Here is a 19,763-nt window from a genome sequence, read left to right on the forward strand (position 1 = left end):
AAACCTTATAAATTAAGGCGTTAAGAGATATTATTAAAAAAAGGTAAATTTAAAACAAAATTGCTTTGAAAAATAAATAATATCGCCTTATATTTGCACCCGCATTGAGGAAATGTAATGACTTGGTAGCTCAGTTGGTAGAGCACATCACTTTTAATGATGGGGTCCTGGGTTCGAGCCCCAGCCAGGTCACTTTTTTTTATAAAATTTCTTCAAGCAATGACTTGGTAGCTCAGTTGGTAGAGCACATCACTTTTAATGATGGGGTCCTGGGTTCGAGCCCCAGCCAGGTCACAAAATAAAGTCGAGCATTTTGCTTGGCTTTTTTTATTTACGGCTTCGTGGAGAAATTGGTAGACTTGCTACTTTGAGGTGGTAGTGCTGAAAGGCGTGTGGGTTCGAATCCCATCGAAGTCACGAATGAATGAAATTCCAAGTTAAAAGCTGAAAGCTCGCTTTCAAGTTTTAAATTTGGAATTTTAATTTTAAAACTTCTTTTTAAAGGATGGACGAAGTCAATCCCATCAAATTAAAGAAGAATAGAATTCTAAATTAAAATTTAAAGCTATTTAAATTTTGGTTTGGAATTTTTTGTTTTTATTATATTTGATTTTTATTAATGAATAGTAGCGGCTACATACAAGTTAGCAGCTCTATTTTAAAAAAAACTTAATGAAGAACATTTTTATATTAATTTTATTTTCGTGTTTATCAATTTCTTATTCTCAAAATTTAAAAAAAGAGATTTTTGAAGAAACTAATTGGTTTTCTGGTGCTGATAGCATTGATTTAGCTAAAAAGGACACAATTACTATATTCAAAATCAAAAATATTGAAACAAAAAATGAAAATCTTACGGAATATTATGTAGCTTATTTTTATAGCAAATTAAATTTACGGGTTACAAAATTTAAGAAAGAAAATGATTTACAAGTACAAAAACTTCATTTACTTCAATGTGGATTTGTTTTTGATGATTTATATGGAAAATGGAATTTTGATGACAAAAACCAAATTCTAACTTTCACTTCAGAAGGAATGTTAAATTCATCATACAGAATAATTGCAAGAAAAGAAGAGCGAGCGAATATTGAAACAGAATTTAAAACTGATAAGATTATTTTCACAACAGACTTAGAGACTTTGGTTTTGACTAGATTGAAATAAAAACAACTGCCAACCTAATTTTTCTGTAATTGCTCTGCTTGAGCTTGCTATTTTGTTCTTCGTGGACAATAATCTGGTGACTACAATTTTATCTTTCAAAGAAATTCATTAGATTTGTTTTGGTAAGTGCTTTCAACAGCGACTGTCGGCAAGCTTGATAACATTAAAACCTTCAAAAAAATCTCAATTTCCCAACCCAATTTCCTAAATAATTCCAAATTTTAGCATTTGTTTATTTTTTTTAGTACTTTTGTTTAACAAAAATATCAAAACAATGAACAGTGTTAAAAATACTTTCAGCATAAAGGACTTAGAAAACCTATCTGGAATCAAGGCGCACACCATTAGAATATGGGAAAAACGATATAATGTTTTGGAACCTATGCGTACTGATACCAACATTCGTTTCTATGATTTGAATGCGTTGCAAAAACTTTTGAATATTACATTGTTGCACGATTATGGATATAAAATTTCGAAAATTTCGAAAATGCCTCAAGAAAAAATTCCTGAATTAGTTCGCGATATTGTTTCTGCTAAAAGTGCTAAAAGTCATGCCATAAGTTCATTTAAATTGGCTATGATGAATTTTGATCAAACGCTATTTTTCAATACTTACGACACTTTACTTTCTGAAAAATCATTTAGAGAAGTTTTCTTTGAAGTCTTCATTCCATTGATGGAAGAAATTGGGTTTCTTTGGCAATCTGATACGATTACGCCAGCGCACGAACATTTTATTAGTTATCTGATAAAATTGAAATTGCTTACTAATACTGAGAAAATTCAGACACAAAAACCAACCAAAGAAGACAGATTATTCGTACTATATCTACCTATGAATGAAATTCATGAACTGGGATTGATGTACTTGAATTATGACATTCTTTTGAACGGTTACAAAACCATTTACCTTGGCGAAAGTGTACCCATGGAAAGTTTAAAAGATTTAAAAAAATACTTCGATAACATCACTTACATTTGTTACATGACGGTTGAGCCCGAAAAAGCTAATGTAAATAATTACATTAAAGAATTAAAAGAGCAAATTCTAGACGATACTTCTGAACTATGGTTGATGGGAAGAATGACAGAACACGTTGACCAAAAGAACTTAAATAACAAGATTAGACAGTTTAAAACAATAAATGAACTAGTTGAAAACTTATAAAATTTTCATAAAAATTTTTTATTGTTTAACTTTTTACTATTTTTGTTAAACAATATGAGAAAAAATATAAAAATAATAGGTTCAGGATTTTCAGCTTTGGCTGCAGCTTGCTATTTGGCAAAAGAAGGCAACAAAGTAACTATCTATGAAAAAAACAGCACCATTGGTGGTAGAGCTAGGCAACTAAAAAAAGATGGTTTCACTTTTGATATTGGACCAACTTGGTATTGGATGCCCGACGTTTTTGAAAGATTCTTCAATGATTTTGGCAAAAAACCTTCTGATTATTACGAATTAATAAAACTTTCTCCAGCATACCAAGTGTATTTTGGAGTGAATGAATTTGTAACCATTGCAGACAATCTTCCAGAAATTATTACAACTTTCGAGTCTGTCGAAAAAGGAAGTGGTGAAAAATTGGCCTCTTTTATGAAAGAAGCACAAAGCAACTACGACATTGCCATAAAAGATTTAGTTTATCGTCCAGGAGTTTCGCCGTTGGAATTGATTACGGTTGAAACAGCTTTAAAAGTAAACCAATTTTTTGGAAATATTTCTAAAGACATTAGACGCCGATTTAAAAACAAAAAGTTAGTTCAAATATTAGAATTTCCTGTTTTGTTTTTGGGTGCAAAACCATCTGATACGCCATCTTTCTATAACTTTATGAACTTTGCCGATTTCGGATTGGGAACATGGCATCCAAAAAACGGAATGTATTCAGTTGTTCTAGCGATGGAACAATTAGCTAAAGAACTTGGTGTTACTATCAATGTGAATTCTAATATTGAAAAAATTGAAGTTACTGATGGAAAAGCGACCGCATTGGTTGTAAATGGCGAAAGAGTTTCAGCAGACATCATTTTATCAGGAGCAGATTATCATCATTCAGAAACTTTATTGGATGAAAAACACCGTGCTTATTCAGAAAAATATTGGGAAAAGAAAACTTTTGCACCATCTTCTCTCCTATTTTACGTAGGTTTTGATAAAAAAATTGAAAATGTAGAACATCATTCATTGTTTTTTGACGTTGATTTTGATGTACATGCACAAGATATTTATGATAATCCAAAATGGCCGAAAGATCCATTGTTTTATGCAAGTTTTCCTTCTAAAACGGATTCAAATTCGGCTCCAGAAGGCAAAGAAGCTGCTATATTTTTGATTCCTTTGGCTCCAGGATTGAATGATACAAATGAGTTACGTGAAACGTATTTTGAAAAAATAATGACACGTTTGGAAAATTTAACACAGCAAAGTCTAAAAAATAATATTATCTTTAAGGAGTCGTTCTGTGTAAATGATTTTATAAAAGACTATAATTCATACAAAGGAAATGCCTACGGAATGGCGAACACATTATTACAAACAGCATTTTTGAGACCAAAATTGAAAAGTAAAAAAGTAAAAAGTTTATACTTTACTGGACAATTAACCGTTCCTGGACCAGGAGTTCCGCCAGCATTAATTTCGGGAAAACTTGTTGCAGATTTAATAAAAAAACACCGCTAAAATTTAAATAGATGAAATCACTTTTTGACACCGTATCTTTTGAATGTAGCAAGAATGTAACCAAGTCGTACAGCACTTCGTTCTCCTCTGCTGTAAAAATGTTGGCTCCAAGTATCCGACAAGATATTTATAATATTTATGGATTTGTGCGCTTTGCTGACGAAATTGTTGATTCCTTTCACGATTACAACAAAGAAGAGCTGTTCAATTTATTTGAAAAAGATTTGGAAGCCGCTTTACAAAATAAAATCAGTTTGAATCCGATATTAAATTCGTTTCAGCACACAGTTCACAAATATGAAATTCCAAACAATTTGATTGATGCTTTTATGAAAAGTATGAAACTTGATTTGGTAAAATCGGAATACAAAACAAAAGAAGAATACAACGAATACATTTACGGTTCGGCAGATGTTGTAGGTTTGATGTGTTTGAAGGTTTTTGTAAACGGAAACGAAGCAAAATATGAAGAACTAAAACATTCGGCAATGCGATTGGGTTCGGCGTTTCAAAAAGTAAACTTCCTAAGAGATTTGAAAGCCGATTTTGAAGATTTAAGTCGTACTTACTTTCCAAATACTGATTTGACAAAATTAGACGAAGCTTCAAAAAATGAAATCATTAGAGAAATAGAAGCCGATTTTGAAGCAGGTTACCAAGGAATTGTTGGATTGCCATTAGAAGCAAAATTTGGTGTTTATACAGCTTATATTTATTATAAAAAATTACTTTCCAAATTAAAGAAAACACCATCAACTGAAATTAAAAACACAAGGATTAGAGTTCCTGATTATCAAAAATATGGTCTTTTTGCAAAATGTTATTTCTCTTATAAATTAAATATTATATAAATTATGTGGTTACATATCTTAGTTTTTTTTGTTACTTTTTCCGTCATGGAGTTCATGGCTTGGTTTAGTCACAAATACATTATGCACGGATTTCTTTGGAATCTTCATGCAGACCATCACAACAAAGATCACGATTCGTGGTTTGAACGTAATGATGCATTTTTTATCTTTTATGCAGTAGTTAGTATTGGTTTTTTCTTGCTTTGGCAAAATGACATCTTAGAAATAGGTTTAGCTATTGGTTTAGGAATTTTCGCTTATGGATTGGCTTACTTCACAGTGCACGATATTTTCATTCATCAGCGCTTTAAAATGTTTAGAAATGCCAATAATCGTTATGCGAAAGCCGTGAGAAGAGCTCACAAAATGCATCACAAACATATTGGAAAAGAACATGGAGAATGTTTTGGAATGTTAGTAGTTCCTTTTAAATATTTCAAACAAAAATAAAAAAATCCGATTCGTAATGAATCGGATTTTGTTTTTACAACTAACCTCAATTTTATAATTATTAAAATAACTATTTCATTAATCCTTTTAATGCTTCTAACTGTTTCATATCGATATTAGATTCTTTCAAAACCGATAGAAAAGTCATAGCATCTGCTGGATTCATATCTTTTCCTAAAATTCTTACTACTGCAAATCCGTTATCGCTTTTAGCTCCGTAAAGGATGAATTCATCTATATGATCTTCATCACCAATAAAGCTAATTGAAGCACCATCTTTACCCGAACCAAATTTCATTAATTGCTGATAATTGGTAGTATCTTTCAAAATCTCATTGATTTTCTTTCTTTCTACATCAAACTCCGATTTGTTTTTATCGTTAATTTGATAAGCTAAAATATTCATTTTCTCAAAAGATGACAATGCTTTACTTTGATCTGCTGTCAATTTAGTTTTATCTAAATTCAATATACTTGGAGAAACATCTACAACCACAAAACCAGGTTTTTCTTGATTGTCAACAAAATATTTCTGTAAACTTGGCTCCGAATTACAACTGAATAAAAGTAAACTCAAAGCGATAGCTAAAAAGGTGATTACTCTCATGATATTATTTTTTACCAGCTTTTTTCAACTCGGCACCACCAGGTAAATTCATTTTATCTGTAAGAGCAGAAAGCTCATCTAAATCAAAGTTTCCTGTTAAAGACATTAATACAGACTCTTCTTTTCCAGAACCTTCAATGAACATTAAAAGTTCTTTTACTTGAGATTCGGTTGCACCAGATTTAACATAAATTCTTACTGTTTTACCTTTTTCATTTATTCTCATTAACTCTTCTAATCCAACAGACTTGACATATTTATCAGCTACAGCTTTCATATCGTCACTCTTTTTGTCATTAGCAGTTACAAACACTTTTAAGTTGTCTAACTTCTTGATTAAGTTGATGTATTGTTGTGATTGCTTGTCTTTAGCATCTACTTTACTCAACATTGTAAACATTTTTTTGTTTACAATAATAGTAGTGATATCGTCTTGATTATCAAATTTATCAAAGACTGATTGTGCAAATAAGGTATTAGAAACTAATACTAAAGCGATAATTAAAATTAATTTTCTCATGATTTCTATTCGTTTTTTGACTGATTATTTTTTAAAAATTCTGTTTTTTGATTGTTCATATTCATTAATATAACTTACACTTTCTATGCCAGTATTTAAATGTTCTGAAACTAATGCTAAAGCTTTCTCTGTTTGTTGAAGTGCCAACTCCGGATTGTCTTCTGGCGAACAAGCTACAAATTGCTCTTCTTTATCATTATTAAAGTACATCATCGTACCAACACCAAGCATTACAACAACTGATGCTGCAATAGATAACCACAATACGACATTTCGTTTTTTAGTTTGTAGTGGAATTTCTTGCGTAAACTGTTGTTCTTTTGCTTGAGAGAAATAACCAAAAATGGTTTGGTATTGTTTCAAATGCTGCGCAACATCTGTTGAAGAAAAATAAACTTTTAATTCATTTTCTTCGGCAATACTTGTTTCTCCTTCAAAGTATTTGTCTATTAAATTTTCTATTCTATCCAATGCCATAATTATGTGTTTTGGTCATTATTTCTCTAATCGTTTTTCTAGCTCGTGAAAGCGCCACTCTAATAGTTGCCTCACTCATGTCTAGTATTTTTGCAATATCTTCAAATTCGTATTGCTCAATGTCTCTCATTTGAATAATCAACTTTTGCTGTTCTGGCAAATCGTTAATTATTTTTTCAACCCAACTCAAACTATCTTCATCCTCTAACTTTTGCTGTAAACTCGCTTGATTGTCAGTGTAATTATTGTGAACAATCGTCATATTACTTGCTCGTTTCGACTTTAATTGATCTAGACAATAATTCTTTGTCATGGTCATTGCCATAGCTTCAACACTTTTCAATTCTGATAGTGTTTCATTTTTAGTCCACAATTTCACAAGAACTTCCTGAGTTGCATCTTCTGCTTCTTCTGTGCTTACGAGTAGTCGTTTTGCCAATCTAAAGAGTTTATCTTTAAATGGTGAAACTATCTTTATGAACTCGTTTTGTTGCATTTGTTTGGTTGGTTATATAGTGAAGACGAGTCACTATTTATTTTGTTACAAGATACTTTAATTTTTTTACAAAAAAATAACGCTTTCAAAGAAAATCCTTTGAAAGCGTTATAAACAAAACAATTTAAAAAAATCTTATAAACTGATATTCAATCCCAATCGGAAGTTTCTACCACGAGTTGAATAACCAATATTTTCTGTAAAGTCTTCATTTAAAATATTAGTAGCTGCTCCAAAAATTGACAATCTGTTTTTTATCAATTCATATTTTACTAAAGCATTAACCAATTGATAAGAACCTAGTTTTACTGAAGCGGTTCCAAAAGTGTTTCCATCAAAGTAAACATCTTTTCTACCATCTAAGTATTGATAATTTACATTGAAAAATAATCTTTCAGAAGCAAAATAATCAACTGAAGCATTAGCTTTATGCTTTGGTATCAATCGATCTAAATTTTTATCTACTTGGGTAAAAGTATAATTTGCGTTCAATTTAAACTTACTATTTAAAGTATAACTCAACTCAGTCTCTACGCCTTTTGCTTTATTAATTCCTTCAATATTAATATAGTACGAATCAAAAGTTACATTATCAAAATAAAATCCGAAACTATTATTTTGTTCTCTATGAAAAGCTACTGCGTTAAAAATCAATTTTTTATTCAATAATCCAACTTCAAATCCAGCTTCGATAGTTGCATTTTTTTCTGGTGTTAATTTAGTATTTCCAAATTCTGAATACAATTGATATAAACTTGGAGTTACATAAGCTGTACTATATGAAGCTAACAATTTTACCGGAACATCTTTTCCAAAACTAAACGAAGGATTGATGTTATAAACTACTTGATTTCCATATTCACTATGAACATTTAGTCTTGCACCAGCATTAATATTTAATCCAAATTTAGAAGTATAAACTCCAGTCAAATAAGGATCAATCATATTGAATTTTGTTGATTTTCTAGTTATTTTAGCATAAGGAGTTTCACTTAACATATCGTAAAATTGATAATTTACACCTGTTACTAAAAAGAAATCATTTGTAACTTTATATTTATTGAAAGCATCCAAATTAATACCTCTTGATTCATAAAGAGAATTTTCTATAACACTTGTCCAAGAATTAAACTCTGAATAATCACGTTGCAACTTTGTAAAACTCGAATTAATTACAAACTCACCGCGATTGTATTTATATTTTGGAGAAAATCCGAAGCGAAATTGTTCAGTATTACTTTTATTCAAATCGGTGTCATTAAAACCTGTATTATCAAATGAAAAATCATAATCGTTTTTTAGCACATCATAATTTCCGAAGAAATCTAAAGTCAATTTCTCTGATGCCTTAAAACCAATTTTAGACATATAATTGACTCTTGAAAATCGGTCGTTTTCATTGGTTTGATTTTCTAGAGCAGCAATTTGAGACATTCCATCTGATTCTGTACTATTGATAGAAGCTAAATAATTCACTTTTTTTACTGTTCCATTTACAGAAAAACCTTGATTAAAATCTTGACCATTGTATTTACTATTAGTCGAAGTATTATTGGAACCAATATTTACATAAGCGTTAGCTTGAAGTGGCTTTTTGCTTGATTTTTTAAGAATAATATTGATAACAGCAGTAGCTGCACCAGTTCCATATAGTGTACTAGCTGCGCCTTTCATGACTTCAATACTTTCTACTTGATCAACCGGAAGTAAACGCAAGTCATATTCAAAACTAATTCCGGATGCATCTGTTACAGGATTACCGTCTATCAAAACTAAAACTTGTTGATTTTTTCCACCACGAATGTAATAACCTAAGTTCTTTCCGTTGGCAGATTGATTTCCGTTAATTTCTACTCCTGCAACCGAACTTAAAACAGTAGCTAAAGATTGTCCCGATTTTTTCTGAAGTTCTTCGGCAGAAATTTTGGTGATTACTTTTCCTGATTTTTCTTTGCTTTGCGCAAATTTGGTATCCGAAATTACCAATTCTTGAAGTTGATTCACTTTAGTGGAATCTTTTTCTTGGGCATAGCCACAAGTTGTAACCAATGCTATAATTGCACTGATACGAATGAAATTTTTGTTCATTTTTTTTGTTAAACAATAATTTAATAATAATGGGAGAAAAGCACAGAATTACCCATACCCAAACCTTTTTTCCCGAAAGTTTGATACTCAGTGTATATGGCAGGTCTCCTGGCTTGCGTCTTGATGTTTACCTTCTCATTTTAGATTTAGGATTGAGGATTTTTAGATTTAGGATTTTAAATTCTTAATCAAAATTTTCTTTCCAAAATATTCAAACAATGGTTTTGTAGATAACAACAAGCTTTGTAGCATACAGTTGCGGGTACAGCTTTGGATTTAAGATATTAGACTTAGCTATTAGATTTTTAATCTGCCAACTGAAATCTGAAATCTGTTACCAAATTCCCTTTTAATGTTTCTCTGAAAAAAATCAAAGTCACAACCGAAATACGAGTGCAAATGTAGATTAATTGTTTTGTTTATCGTCTTTCTTTTTAGAAAATTTAAAAATCAACCAAACAAATCCAACGACAAAGTGAAGTAGAATTATTCCACCAACGACGTACATAAAAGTATTTGAATTGTCTCTCATGATTTTAATTTTCGTCAAAGTTACATTACTTTAAAATCTGATTTTGCATCAAATGTTACACAAAAGTCAATTTGTAAAAACATTGTTTTACTTTTGCAAAAAAAATATTCAATGTCGCGTTTTTTAAAATCCTTCTTTTCATTACTAATTGTTTTCAGCTTTGTTCAATGCAAAAAAGAAGCTAAAAGCATCGAAGTAATAATTCCTGTAAACGAAGTAAAATATGCCAAAGGATTTTCGATTATAAACTATGAAGGGTTTTCTATTGTTAAGGTTTCTAATCCTTGGCCAGAGGCAAACAAAATCTACACTTACATTCTTAAAGAAAAAAATGGAATTGTTCCAGATTCTTTAAAAAACAACCTTACAATAAATGTTCCTATAAAAAATATTGTGGTTACTTCTACCACTCACATTCCTTCATTAGAAATGCTTGGAGAAGAAAATTCTTTAATTGGTTTTCCAAATTTGAAGTATATTTCATCGCAAAAAGTTCGTGCATTAATCGATGCAAAAAAAATAAAAGAATTAGGAACCAATCAATCCTTAAATACCGAAGTTCTAATTGATTTACAACCTGAAGTCATTATTGGATATGGATTAGATAATAGCAATCCAACATTAGATAATTTAGAAAAAAATGGTTTAAAAGTCTTACTAAATGGCGATTGGAATGAGCAAACTCCGTTAGGAAAAGCAGAATGGATTAAGTTTTTTGGAGCATTATATGGCAAACAAGAATTGGCTAATAAAATATTTACCAAAATTGAAAAGGACTATTTAAAAACATTAGAAATTGCTAAAAAAGCAACCTCTAATCCAACAATATTAGCTGGTGATATGTTTGAAGATAAATGGTATTTACCACAAGGTACAAGTTGGGGTTGTCAATTATTAAAAGAAGCTAAAGGCAACTATTTGTGGGCAGAGACAACTGGTACAGGAAGTTTATCGTTATCATTTGAAACTGTTTTAGAAAAAGCAAAAGAAGCCGAATTATGGATTACATCAGGACAATTTTCTACTTTGAAGGAAATGACAGACGCTAATCCACATTACGCACAATTTAGTGCATTTAAAAATAAAAATGTATATTCGTTTAGTGGAAGAAAAGGCAAAACTGGTGGCATTTTATACTATGAATTAGCTCCAAATCGACCAGATATTGTTCTAAAAGATATTGTCAAAATACTACATCCCGAATTATTGACTGGTTACAAACCATTCTTTTTTGAAAAATTAAAATAATTTGAAAACACAAAAACGAAATTCTTTACTCTTTATATCACTTTCATTGCTATTGCTTTTAGCACTGTTATTGAACATAAGTTTAGGACAAGTTGCTATTCCTTTTAAAGAAGTTATCAAGAGTCTTTTTGGTTCTCATGCAAGCAAAGAAACTTGGGAATATATCATTGTAAACTTTAGGCTTCCAAAAGCAATAACTGCTATTTTAGTGGGAATTGGATTATCCATTTCAGGTTTATTGATGCAAACATTATTCAGAAATCCACTAGCTGGTCCTTATGTTTTGGGATTGAGTTCTGGTTCGAGTTTGGGAGTAGCTTTTGTAATTCTTGGAGCCGGAATTTTACCATTATCATTAGCAGATTTTTTATTGTCTTCCTATGGAATCATTTTAGCTTCTTGCTTAGGAAGTTTTATGGTATTATTATTGGTTTTAACCATCTCCAAATTCTTGCGCGACACCATGACTATTTTGATTGCAGGATTGATGTTCAGTAGTTTTGCAAGTGCTATTGTTTCTATTTTAACCTATTTTAGTTCAGCAGAAAAACTACAAAAATTTACTTTTTGGAGCATGGGAAGTATTGGAAATATTTCATGGCCAAACATACTTATTTTATTTATTGCAATTTGTATTGGATTGTTAATCAGTTTGTTTTCTATTAAATCATTAGATGGTTTGCTATTAGGTGAAAATTATGCCAAGAGTTTAGGCTTAAAAATCAAAAAATCAAGAAGAATGATTATTCTTGCTACAAGTATTTTAGCAGGAAGTATCACGGCTTTTGCAGGACCAATTGCCTTTATTGGATTAGCAGTGCCACATTTGTCAAAACTTATTTTTCAAACCAGTAATCATTTAGTTTTGTTTTGGGTAACAATAATAATCGGTGCAATTATTATGCTTTTTTGTGATATGGTTTCACAAATGCCAGGATTTGACTTTACATTACCGATAAATGCTATAACTTCAATCATTGGTGCGCCAATTGTGATTTGGTTATTGGTTAGGAAAAATCGACTGATTTAAAATGATATCATAAAAATGAGTAATAACAATAACATACTTACAACCACAAATCTTTCGATTGGATACAAGTCTAAATCGACAGAAAATGTTATTGCTAAAAACCTCAACTTGAAACTACAAGAAGGAAAACTAATTTCTTTAATTGGCGAAAATGGAATTGGAAAATCAACTCTTTTAAGAACGCTTTCAGGACTTAAAAAACCATTAGATGGTTCAATTCATTTAAATGATATAAACCTCAATAACTTCAATCAAGTTGATTTAGCCAAAAGTTTGAGTTTAGTTTTAACAGAAAAATTACCTCCAAGCAACTTGACTGTTTTTGAACTAATCGCTCTAGGCAGACAACCTTACACCAATTGGATAGGAAAATTAACTTCTGAAGACTTTGAAAAAGTAAATGAGGCAATTCATTTAACCCAAATTGAACATTTAGCCACTAAAAAGTATTATGAAATAAGTGATGGACAATTTCAAAATGTACTTGTAGCAAGAGCCTTAGCTCAAGACACTCCTTTGATTATCCTTGACGAACCTTCAACCCATTTAGATTTATTTCATAAAGTATCGTTGTTCAAATTATTAAAAAAGCTTGCTACTGAGTCGAATAAATGTATTTTATTTTCAACTCATGATATTGATTTAGCGATTCAATTATCTGATGAAATGATAGTTATGACAGAGAATTTAGTTATTCAAGATCAACCTTGTAATTTAATTTCAAAAGGCGTTTTTGATACACTTTTTAAAGATGAGAATATTATTTTTGATAGTGAAAAAGGACGTTTTATAATTCGTTAATTATTTCAAATTAATTTGCCTTTTGGCCTCACCTACCACAAAAGCTACCGAATTAGCAATGTTATAACTTCTAATTAAATTAGACATAGGAATCGTTAAATGATTTTCAAATTTAGCTAAAACTTCTTGAGATAAACCAACACTTTCCTTTCCAAATACTAACCAATCTTCATCCTGAAATTCGACTTCATAAATAGATTTTGAAGCATGCGAACTCATTAAGAAAACTCTTGATTTATCTTTTATTTGAGTCATCCATTCCTCCACGTTTTGGTATTCTGTAACGTCCAAATGTACCCAATAATCTAATCCGGAACGCTTCAAATTTTTGTCGTTAATAACAAATCCAAATGGATGGATTAAATGCAATCGACTTTCAGTTCCAACGCTCAAACGTCCGATATTACCTGTGTTATTTGGGATTTCTGGTTCTACTAAAACTATGTTTAACATTAAATTAGATTGTTAGATTTTTAGACAATTAGATTTTTAGACATTAAAATTTTCAACTTCTAGAACTTCTCCTGGATTTAAATCATTTAAATAGATGTTTCCAACTCGAACTCTGACCAACCTTAAAGTTGGAAATCCGACAGCCGAGGTCATTTTTCTAACTTGTCGAAATTTACCTTCATTAATGGTTATTGAAAGCCATGATGTTGGTCCGTGGCGTTCATCACGAATTTTCTTTGCTCGCTCAGGAAAGTTTGGAATTTCATTCAAAATATGAGCAGTACATTTTTTGGTTAAATACTTCTTTCCGTTAAAACCAATTAAAACACCATTCTTTAATTCTTCAATCGCTTCTTGAGTTACAATTCCGTCGACTTGAACATAATATTCTTTTTCTACTTTTTTACTTCGTACAATTTCACTCATCATTCCATCAGTAGTCAACAAAAGCAACCCTTCTGAATCTTCATCTAATCTGCCAATAGCCATTGTATTCTCTGGAAAATCATATAATTCTCCAAGTAATTTTTTGGGACGCTTGAGTTCATAAATAAACTGACTCAAATAGCCATAGGGTTTGTAAATTAAGAAATGTTGGTGATTAGACATGAATTTATTTTGTGGCAAAAATACTATTTAATCTGATAAACAACTATTACATTTTTTAGTACATTTACATTCTTATAATATTCAATACCATGAACGCAGTTTTACCTTTTTTATTAATATTTATCGTTGCCCTAGCCATTGGACTTTTCCTTGGTAAACAATTATTTTCAGCCAATTCTAAATCAGAAAAAGCTTCGTTAGAAGAAAAAATTAATGGCTTAATTTCACAAATCAACCAACAAAAAGAGCAATCAGTTTTAGAAAGAAATCAATTTGAAAAACAATTAAATACTTCTAATCAAGAAAAAGAAACCATCCGTTCAGAAAAAGAAGCATTAGCCATTCAATTATCTAAAAAAGAAACCGATTTTGAAAATCTTTGGGAACGCAACAAAGAGCAAAAACAAGAAGTAGAACAACTTCAAGAAAAATTCACCAAAGAATTTGAAAATTTAGCCAATAAAATATTAGAAGAAAAAACAACCAAATTCACCGAACAAAATAAAGAAAACCTAAAAAATATTCTTTCTCCATTGCAAGACAAAATTCAACTCTTTGAAAAGAAAGTTGAAGATACTCATAAAGAAAGTATCGATTACCATGCTGCTTTACGTCAGCAAATATTAGGCTTGCGCGAAATAAATGAGCAAATGAGTAAGGAAACGCTAAACTTGACCAAAGCATTAAAAGGTGACAGTAAAATGCAAGGTAATTGGGGCGAATTGGTATTAGAACGTGTTTTAGAAAAATCTGGTTTAGAAAAAGATAGAGAATATTTTGTACAACAAAGTTTTGTAACTGAAGAAGGTAATCGAGTTTTCCCTGATGTCATTATCAATCTTCCTGACGGAAAGAAAATGATTGTCGATTCTAAAGTAACATTAACGGCTTATGAGCGATATATTAATGAAGAAGACGATAATTTGAAAACTCAATTTCTAAAAGAACATGTTATTTCTATAAATCGACATGTAGAACAATTGGGAAATAAAAATTACCACGATTTGTATCAAATGGAAAGTCCAGATTTTGTATTGTTATTTATACCTATCGAATCGGCCTTTGCTCTAGCATTAAATGAAGATACTAGTTTGTACAACAAAGCATTTGAAAAAAATATTGTAATTGTTACTCCTTCTACTCTATTGGCAACTTTGCGAACTATTGATAGTATGTGGACCAACCAAAAGCAACAAGAAAATGCTTTAGAAATAGCTCGTCAAGCAGGAGCTTTGTATGATAAATTTAATGGATTTGTTGAAGATTTAATTCTTGTAGGAAAGAGAATGGATGAAGGAAAAAAAGCCTATGAAGAATCAATGAAAAAACTTTACACAGGAAATGGTAACTTGATAACAAGTGTAGAAAAATTGAAAAAGATGGGAGCAAAAGCTAAAAAATCACTTCCAGAAAATATTATAAATAGAGCAAGTAGTTCTGACAATTCATTAACAGAATCTGAAATAAATTAAAACAAAAAAATTATGTTACGTAAAATTATTATTTACCTGGTTGCATCTATCGCAATTTTTGCAATCGCTTATTTTTCATTTGTTTATTATGCCACTTACAGTGAAGGAGTTCGTTCAGGCGAGTTAATCAAAATAAGTAGTAAAGGAGTGTTATTCAAAACTTGGGAAGGCGAAATTAGTCAAGGAATTTCTGGAGCTCAAATTTTCAAATTTTCGGTATTAGACAAAGATGAGAAAGTTATAGAACAACTTAAAGAATTTCAAGGAAAATATGTAAAAGTTACTTATGTAGAACGCTATAGAACTTTTCCGTGGTGGGGTGATACAAATTATTTTATTACTGAAGTTCAGCAAGATCAGTCTCCTTTTAAAATGAAGTAACATTATGAGTGAATTCAAATCCGTTAAATCTTCTCGAGTAACAATTTCACAATTGATGTTGCCTTCACATACCAATTTCAGTGGTAAAATTCATGGTGGTTATTTGTTGTCATTATTAGACCAAATTGCCTTTGCTTGCGCTTCAAAATACTCAGGAAACTATTGTGTTACAGCTTCTGTAGATACTGTAGATTTTTTAAACCCAATAGAAGTTGGTGAATTAGTTACACTCAAAGCAAGTGTGAATTATGTTGGAAATAGCTCCATGATTGTTGGAATTCGTGTAGAAGCAGAAAACATTCAAACTGGCAAAGTAAAACATTGTAATTCTTCCTATTTCACAATGGTTGCCAAAGATGAAGAAGGTAAAAATACAAAAGTTCCAGGATTGTTACTTTCCAATTATGAAGAAGTGAGACGTTTTTATAATTGTATCAAACAAATTGCACTGAAAAAGGAAAGAAACTTGCACGAAGAGATTTTTGATTATAAATCAGAAGAAGCATTGTTGACATTGAAAAACTACAATGTAAAACTTGAATTAAATTAAGACTATTATTTAATAATTCATTTTTTTATCCACAATTTTATAAGTTAACTAAATAAAAATTAGGAATTTGTAATATTTTTTATATTTTTGGTTGCAACAAACTATACCTATGAAAAAATATTACGCATTAACATTATTATTTACCGCATTAACTACAATAATCATCTCATGTTCAAAATCTGACGATGAAGAATACATAGAAGTTTCACCAGTTAGAGTAGACTTGACTCAAGTTCCTTATGCAAAATTATCGGATTATCATTTTTTTGATGGTCCAATGAAAGATCAAAAACCTGCTTTAGACGTTTTGATATACGAACCAGCTTCTTCATTATTTACGGATTACGCTCACAAAAAAAGATTTGTTTGGATGCCAAAAGGCACAAAAGCTATATATGAAGGTGATGGTAAAGTTTTAAATCTACCTGTTGGTTCTGCACTTATCAAAAATTTTTATTATGATAATGTTCAAAACGTAACTCCAGTTGGTTCAACAAGAATCATTGAGACAAGAATCATGATCCGTAAGGCCTCTGGTTGGATATTTGCAGAATATGTTTGGAATGCAGCTCAAACAGAAGCCTATTTAGACATGGCAGGAAGTAACACAGCAGTTGAATGGAAAGACGAAAATAATGTTACTCGTTTAGTAGATAGTTACCGTATACCTTCTGATCAACAATGCATGACTTGTCATAAATATAATGAACAGCCAATTCCAATTGGAATCAAGCCTCAAAATTTAAATCATAACTACACGTATACTTCAGGACAAAAAAATCAACTAACCAAGTGGATTGAAGTTGGCTATTTAGATAACAACTTACCAACTACAATTACATCAACTGTAGATTACAACGACACTTCTAAATCTTTAGACTTGCGAGTTAGATCGTATCTTGATATAAATTGTGCTCACTGTCATCAAACCAATAGTCATTGCGACTACAGACCAATGCGTTTTGCTTTTAGTGAAACATCTAACTTAGCTAATATGGGAGTATGTGTTGACACACAAGACATGGCAGATTTTCCACCTGCTTTAAGCAAGATTGTAAACCCAACTAACATTAACAGATCCATGTTGCATTACAGATTAAACACTGATAATGAGAGTTATAGAATGCCTTTAATTGGCAGAACAGAAATTCATACTGAAGGTGTAGCTCTAATCGAACAATGGATTAACTCTCTTTCACCTTGTCCATAATTAATTTTAAACAAAACTAAAACTCTAAATAAATGAAAAAAATTACTTTAATCTTAACTATTTGTCTTTTCACATGTTGGTCATATGCTCAAGACACTTGTGCTTCGGCTTTACCAATAACTGCAGGCTTACATGTAGTAGCTGCCGTTAATGGTACAGATATTCCTTCTCCTATTTGCGCAGACAATGGTGTTATAGCAGGAACAAATGGTAAAGGAGAATGGTATACTTACACTCCAACGCAAAATTACACAGTTACAATTTCAACAAATATTTCACAAAACAATCCGTTGGTAGATACAAGATTTCATGTATATACCGGAACTTGTGGAAATCTAACTTGTTATGCAGGTGATGATGATTCAGGTGCAAACTACTCCTCTGTTGATGTATTTAACGTTATTGCAGGAACAACTTACATAATTGCATTTGATAATAGATGGTCATCTAATGGATTTACATTCCAACTTAGCGAAGGACCATTTGTACCGACAACACCTCAAAGAATTACTTATACTACCCAAAATATAGCAACCATTAATAGTACTTACAATTTGTGTGTAGTTGACATGAATGGTGATAGAAAAGATGATATTGCTGGAGTAAGTGCTAACAACCTTAGAATTCATTATCAAGGAACAGGTGGAACATTTACAAACACAGATTTCCCAATTACGGGAACAAGCAACATGCCTTCTTGGAGTTTGGCTGCAGGTGACTATAACAAAGACGGGTATAACGATTTAATTTTAGGTGGAGGAAGCGCCGTTACTTTTTGGAAATCAAATAGTACTGGTACAGCGTATGCAAACGAAACATTTTCACAATATGTTTTTTGTCAAAGAACCAACTTTGTTGATTTAAATAATGACGGAAATCTAGACGCTTTTTCTTGTCACGATGTTGATCCAAACGTATATTTTATGAATAATGGTTCAGGTTTATTAACATTTTATCAATCTGGTATTACTCCTGGCGCAACTACTATGGGAATTCATCCAGAAGGTGGAAACTATGGTTCTATTTTTGTTGATTATGACAATGATGGAGACCAAGATTTATTTATTGCTAAATGTCGTGGTGGTGCTGGAACTGCAAAGTTTAATGAATTACATAAAAATAATGGTAACGGAACGTTTGCTGATGTATCTGTAGTTGCTAATCTTTATGATCCTGTTCAAACATGGTCTTCTGCTTGGGCTGATTATGATAATGATGGTGATTTTGACATTGTTGTGGGCGCAAGTTCAACAGCAGATGGAAATCATAAGTATATGAGAAACAATGGTGATTCAACATTTACTGATATTACATCTGGATCTGGTTGGGATACTAATACAAGTACAAGTATTGAACACGTAGCTCATGATTTTGATAATGACGGTTTTGTTGACGTTTTAGGAGGTGGAAACAAAATCATGTTCAATTTAGGTAACGGAACATTTGCTCCTGCAAACTATAGCGGAATAGCAGTTGGTGGAATTGGAGACTTAAACGATGATGGATTTCTAGATTTCTTGAACGGAAGCACTGTTAGATATGCTGTTCCAAACACTAACAATTGGGTAAAAGTATCTCTTCAAGGTATTGCAAGTAATAGCTATGGTATTGGTGCTAGAGTTGAAATATATGGTGCATTTGGAAAACAAATTAGAGAAATTCATAGTGGTGACGGATTCAAATACATGAGTTCATTAAATGCTCATTTTGGTATTGGTGCAGCTACAGCAATTACTCAAATCATTATTAGATGGCCATCTGGAACAATTGATACAATTAACAACCCAACCATCAACACAAGAGTTAATGTGGTTGAAGGTTCAACTTTAGCTGTAGGAACATTTGCTAACTCTGAATTTAGCATTTACCCTAATCCAGCTAAAAATGTATTAAACATTAAATCAAATGATTCTATCACAATGAAGAATGCTTTTGTATATGACTTAAATGGTAAACTAATATTATCAAGCTCAATAGTAAATGACAGCATCAACGTTGATTCTCTTTCTACTGGTTCTTACATCTTAATTTTAAAAGACAACAACGAAAAAGAGTACACTCAAAAATTCTTAAAAGAATAGATATTATTACATACTAAATCACTAAAACTTCTGTTATAAATAAAAATATAACAG

At 31.1% G+C, this 19,763-nt stretch carries 21 protein-coding genes, 3 tRNA genes and 1 riboswitch; of the genes, 16 read left to right on the top strand and 8 right to left on the bottom strand.

Translation table 11 applies throughout. The annotated features are described in order from the left end of the window. Positions 1-119: 119 nt before the first annotated feature. The 8 genes from ABD771_RS02035 (at position 120) to ABD771_RS02070 (ending at position 5,154) form a co-directional block, all read left to right on the top strand. A tRNA-Lys gene (locus tag ABD771_RS02035) sits at positions 120-192 on the top strand. Positions 193-221: 29 nt separating this feature from the next. Next, a tRNA-Lys gene (locus tag ABD771_RS02040) sits at positions 222-294 on the top strand. 41 nt (positions 295-335) lie between these two features. After that, positions 336-417: transfer RNA gene (locus ABD771_RS02045), tRNA-Leu, on the top strand. 255 nt (positions 418-672) lie between these two features. Continuing rightward, positions 673-1,167, top strand: a complete 495-nt coding sequence (locus tag ABD771_RS02050) for a hypothetical protein (RefSeq protein ID WP_345089930.1) — start codon at positions 673-675, stop codon at positions 1,165-1,167. 274 nt (positions 1,168-1,441) lie between these two features. Next, entirely contained in the window at positions 1,442-2,338 is an 897-nt protein-coding gene (locus tag ABD771_RS02055) for a MerR family transcriptional regulator (protein WP_345089933.1), read from the top strand. Positions 2,339-2,392: 54 nt separating this feature from the next. Beyond that, positions 2,393-3,853, top strand: a complete 1,461-nt coding sequence (locus ABD771_RS02060; protein WP_345089936.1) for a phytoene desaturase family protein — start codon at positions 2,393-2,395, stop codon at positions 3,851-3,853. Between the two features lie 11 nt (positions 3,854-3,864). After that, the gene (locus ABD771_RS02065) at positions 3,865-4,704 is read left to right on the top strand and encodes a phytoene/squalene synthase family protein (RefSeq protein ID WP_345089939.1); all 840 of its coding nucleotides are present in this window, start codon (positions 3,865-3,867) and stop codon (positions 4,702-4,704) included. Positions 4,705-4,707: 3 nt separating this feature from the next. Continuing rightward, a complete protein-coding gene (locus ABD771_RS02070) occupies positions 4,708-5,154 on the top strand; it encodes a sterol desaturase family protein (RefSeq protein WP_345089942.1) in 447 nt (148 codons plus the stop codon). Between the two features lie 70 nt (positions 5,155-5,224). Here the strand turns inward: ABD771_RS02070 and ABD771_RS02075 are convergent, their stop codons facing one another. From ABD771_RS02075 to ABD771_RS02100, 6 genes are all read right to left on the bottom strand, one after another. Beyond that, positions 5,225-5,761, bottom strand: a complete 537-nt coding sequence (locus ABD771_RS02075; protein WP_345089946.1) for a DUF4252 domain-containing protein — start codon at positions 5,759-5,761, stop codon at positions 5,225-5,227. 4 nt (positions 5,762-5,765) lie between these two features. After that, positions 5,766-6,281 carry a DUF4252 domain-containing protein gene (locus tag ABD771_RS02080; protein ID WP_345089949.1) on the bottom strand — a complete coding sequence of 172 codons (516 nt, stop codon included), beginning with the start codon at positions 6,279-6,281 and terminating at the stop codon, positions 5,766-5,768. A 24-nt stretch (positions 6,282-6,305) separates the two neighbouring features. After that, positions 6,306-6,758, bottom strand: coding sequence for a hypothetical protein (locus ABD771_RS02085; RefSeq protein ID WP_345089952.1), 453 nt, complete (start codon positions 6,756-6,758; stop codon positions 6,306-6,308). Further along, positions 6,745-7,254 (bottom strand): RNA polymerase sigma factor, encoded by a 510-nt coding sequence (locus ABD771_RS02090; protein WP_298306558.1) that lies wholly within the window; start codon positions 7,252-7,254, stop codon positions 6,745-6,747. The genes ABD771_RS02085 and ABD771_RS02090 overlap by 14 nt, the downstream gene beginning before the upstream one ends. 135 nt (positions 7,255-7,389) lie before the next feature. Beyond that, positions 7,390-9,342 carry a TonB-dependent receptor plug domain-containing protein gene (locus ABD771_RS02095; RefSeq protein ID WP_345089955.1) on the bottom strand — a complete coding sequence of 651 codons (1,953 nt, stop codon included), beginning with the start codon at positions 9,340-9,342 and terminating at the stop codon, positions 7,390-7,392. 81 nt (positions 9,343-9,423) lie between these two features. Continuing rightward, positions 9,424-9,732, bottom strand: a riboswitch (cobalamin riboswitch). Positions 9,733-9,748: 16 nt separating this feature from the next. Next, positions 9,749-9,874, bottom strand: coding sequence for a hypothetical protein (locus tag ABD771_RS02100; RefSeq protein WP_345089957.1), 126 nt, complete (start codon positions 9,872-9,874; stop codon positions 9,749-9,751). Between the two features lie 111 nt (positions 9,875-9,985). Between ABD771_RS02100 and ABD771_RS02105 the strand changes: the two genes are divergently transcribed. Genes ABD771_RS02105 through ABD771_RS02115 form a run of 3 tightly spaced genes read left to right on the top strand, consistent with a single transcriptional unit; the run spans position 9,986 to position 12,953 of the window. Next, positions 9,986-11,122 (top strand): ABC transporter substrate-binding protein, encoded by a 1,137-nt coding sequence (locus tag ABD771_RS02105; RefSeq protein WP_345089960.1) that lies wholly within the window; start codon positions 9,986-9,988, stop codon positions 11,120-11,122. Position 11,123: 1 nt separating this feature from the next. Further along, positions 11,124-12,152 carry an iron chelate uptake ABC transporter family permease subunit gene (locus ABD771_RS02110; RefSeq protein WP_345089963.1) on the top strand — a complete coding sequence of 343 codons (1,029 nt, stop codon included), beginning with the start codon at positions 11,124-11,126 and terminating at the stop codon, positions 12,150-12,152. A gap of 15 nt (positions 12,153-12,167) precedes the next feature. Further along, complete coding sequence (locus tag ABD771_RS02115; RefSeq protein ID WP_345089965.1) at positions 12,168-12,953, top strand: ABC transporter ATP-binding protein; 786 nt, start codon at positions 12,168-12,170, stop codon at positions 12,951-12,953. On the opposite strand, the gene ABD771_RS02120 is transcribed toward ABD771_RS02115, so the two are convergent. After that, positions 12,954-13,406, bottom strand: a complete 453-nt coding sequence (locus ABD771_RS02120) for a tRNA (cytidine(34)-2'-O)-methyltransferase (RefSeq protein ID WP_298306582.1) — start codon at positions 13,404-13,406, stop codon at positions 12,954-12,956. A gap of 36 nt (positions 13,407-13,442) precedes the next feature. Further along, a complete protein-coding gene (locus tag ABD771_RS02125; protein ID WP_345089969.1) occupies positions 13,443-14,015 on the bottom strand; it encodes a pseudouridine synthase in 573 nt (190 codons plus the stop codon). An 89-nt stretch (positions 14,016-14,104) separates the two neighbouring features. Here ABD771_RS02125 and ABD771_RS02130 point away from each other — a divergent pair, with 89 nt between their 5' ends. The 5 genes from ABD771_RS02130 (at position 14,105) to ABD771_RS02150 (ending at position 19,709) form a co-directional block, all read left to right on the top strand. Next, a complete protein-coding gene (locus ABD771_RS02130) occupies positions 14,105-15,487 on the top strand; it encodes a DNA recombination protein RmuC (protein WP_345089972.1) in 1,383 nt (460 codons plus the stop codon). A 12-nt stretch (positions 15,488-15,499) separates the two neighbouring features. Further along, positions 15,500-15,868, top strand: coding sequence for a 6-phosphogluconate dehydrogenase (locus ABD771_RS02135; RefSeq protein ID WP_344815137.1), 369 nt, complete (start codon positions 15,500-15,502; stop codon positions 15,866-15,868). A 1-nt stretch (position 15,869) separates the two neighbouring features. After that, positions 15,870-16,418 (top strand): acyl-CoA thioesterase, encoded by a 549-nt coding sequence (locus tag ABD771_RS02140; RefSeq protein WP_345090058.1) that lies wholly within the window; start codon positions 15,870-15,872, stop codon positions 16,416-16,418. Between the two features lie 109 nt (positions 16,419-16,527). Next, positions 16,528-17,628, top strand: a complete 1,101-nt coding sequence (locus ABD771_RS02145) for a hypothetical protein (RefSeq protein ID WP_345089975.1) — start codon at positions 16,528-16,530, stop codon at positions 17,626-17,628. A 32-nt stretch (positions 17,629-17,660) separates the two neighbouring features. Beyond that, positions 17,661-19,709: an FG-GAP-like repeat-containing protein gene (locus tag ABD771_RS02150; protein WP_345089978.1), complete on the top strand. Its 2,049-nt coding sequence runs from the start codon at positions 17,661-17,663 to the stop codon at positions 19,707-19,709. The last annotated feature ends 54 nt before the right edge of the window (positions 19,710-19,763 follow it).

This window comes from Flavobacterium chungnamense (assembly GCF_039539165.1).
GTDB classification, from domain to species: Bacteria; Bacteroidota; Bacteroidia; order Flavobacteriales; family Flavobacteriaceae; genus Flavobacterium; species Flavobacterium chungnamense.

Excerpts from the sequence above, each read along its gene's own strand:
- ABD771_RS02050 (WP_345089930.1), top strand. The coding sequence starts at position 673 with ATGAAGAACATTTTTATATTAATTTTATTTTCGTGTTTATCAATTTCT.
- ABD771_RS02055 (WP_345089933.1), top strand. The coding sequence starts at position 1,442 with ATGAACAGTGTTAAAAATACTTTCAGCATAAAGGACTTAGAAAACCTA.
- ABD771_RS02060 (WP_345089936.1), top strand. The coding sequence starts at position 2,393 with ATGAGAAAAAATATAAAAATAATAGGTTCAGGATTTTCAGCTTTGGCT.
- ABD771_RS02065 (WP_345089939.1), top strand. The coding sequence starts at position 3,865 with ATGAAATCACTTTTTGACACCGTATCTTTTGAATGTAGCAAGAATGTA.
- ABD771_RS02070 (WP_345089942.1), top strand. The coding sequence starts at position 4,708 with ATGTGGTTACATATCTTAGTTTTTTTTGTTACTTTTTCCGTCATGGAG.
- ABD771_RS02075 (WP_345089946.1), bottom strand. The coding sequence starts at position 5,761 with ATGAGAGTAATCACCTTTTTAGCTATCGCTTTGAGTTTACTTTTATTC.
- ABD771_RS02080 (WP_345089949.1), bottom strand. The coding sequence starts at position 6,281 with ATGAGAAAATTAATTTTAATTATCGCTTTAGTATTAGTTTCTAATACC.
- ABD771_RS02085 (WP_345089952.1), bottom strand. The coding sequence starts at position 6,758 with ATGGCATTGGATAGAATAGAAAATTTAATAGACAAATACTTTGAAGGA.
- ABD771_RS02090 (WP_298306558.1), bottom strand. The coding sequence starts at position 7,254 with ATGCAACAAAACGAGTTCATAAAGATAGTTTCACCATTTAAAGATAAA.
- ABD771_RS02095 (WP_345089955.1), bottom strand. The coding sequence starts at position 9,342 with ATGAACAAAAATTTCATTCGTATCAGTGCAATTATAGCATTGGTTACA.
- ABD771_RS02100 (WP_345089957.1), bottom strand. The coding sequence starts at position 9,874 with ATGAGAGACAATTCAAATACTTTTATGTACGTCGTTGGTGGAATAATT.
- ABD771_RS02105 (WP_345089960.1), top strand. The coding sequence starts at position 9,986 with ATGTCGCGTTTTTTAAAATCCTTCTTTTCATTACTAATTGTTTTCAGC.
- ABD771_RS02115 (WP_345089965.1), top strand. The coding sequence starts at position 12,168 with ATGAGTAATAACAATAACATACTTACAACCACAAATCTTTCGATTGGA.
- ABD771_RS02120 (WP_298306582.1), bottom strand. The coding sequence starts at position 13,406 with ATGTTAAACATAGTTTTAGTAGAACCAGAAATCCCAAATAACACAGGT.
- ABD771_RS02125 (WP_345089969.1), bottom strand. The coding sequence starts at position 14,015 with ATGTCTAATCACCAACATTTCTTAATTTACAAACCCTATGGCTATTTG.
- ABD771_RS02130 (WP_345089972.1), top strand. The coding sequence starts at position 14,105 with ATGAACGCAGTTTTACCTTTTTTATTAATATTTATCGTTGCCCTAGCC.
- ABD771_RS02135 (WP_344815137.1), top strand. The coding sequence starts at position 15,500 with ATGTTACGTAAAATTATTATTTACCTGGTTGCATCTATCGCAATTTTT.
- ABD771_RS02145 (WP_345089975.1), top strand. The coding sequence starts at position 16,528 with ATGAAAAAATATTACGCATTAACATTATTATTTACCGCATTAACTACA.
- ABD771_RS02150 (WP_345089978.1), top strand. The coding sequence starts at position 17,661 with ATGAAAAAAATTACTTTAATCTTAACTATTTGTCTTTTCACATGTTGG.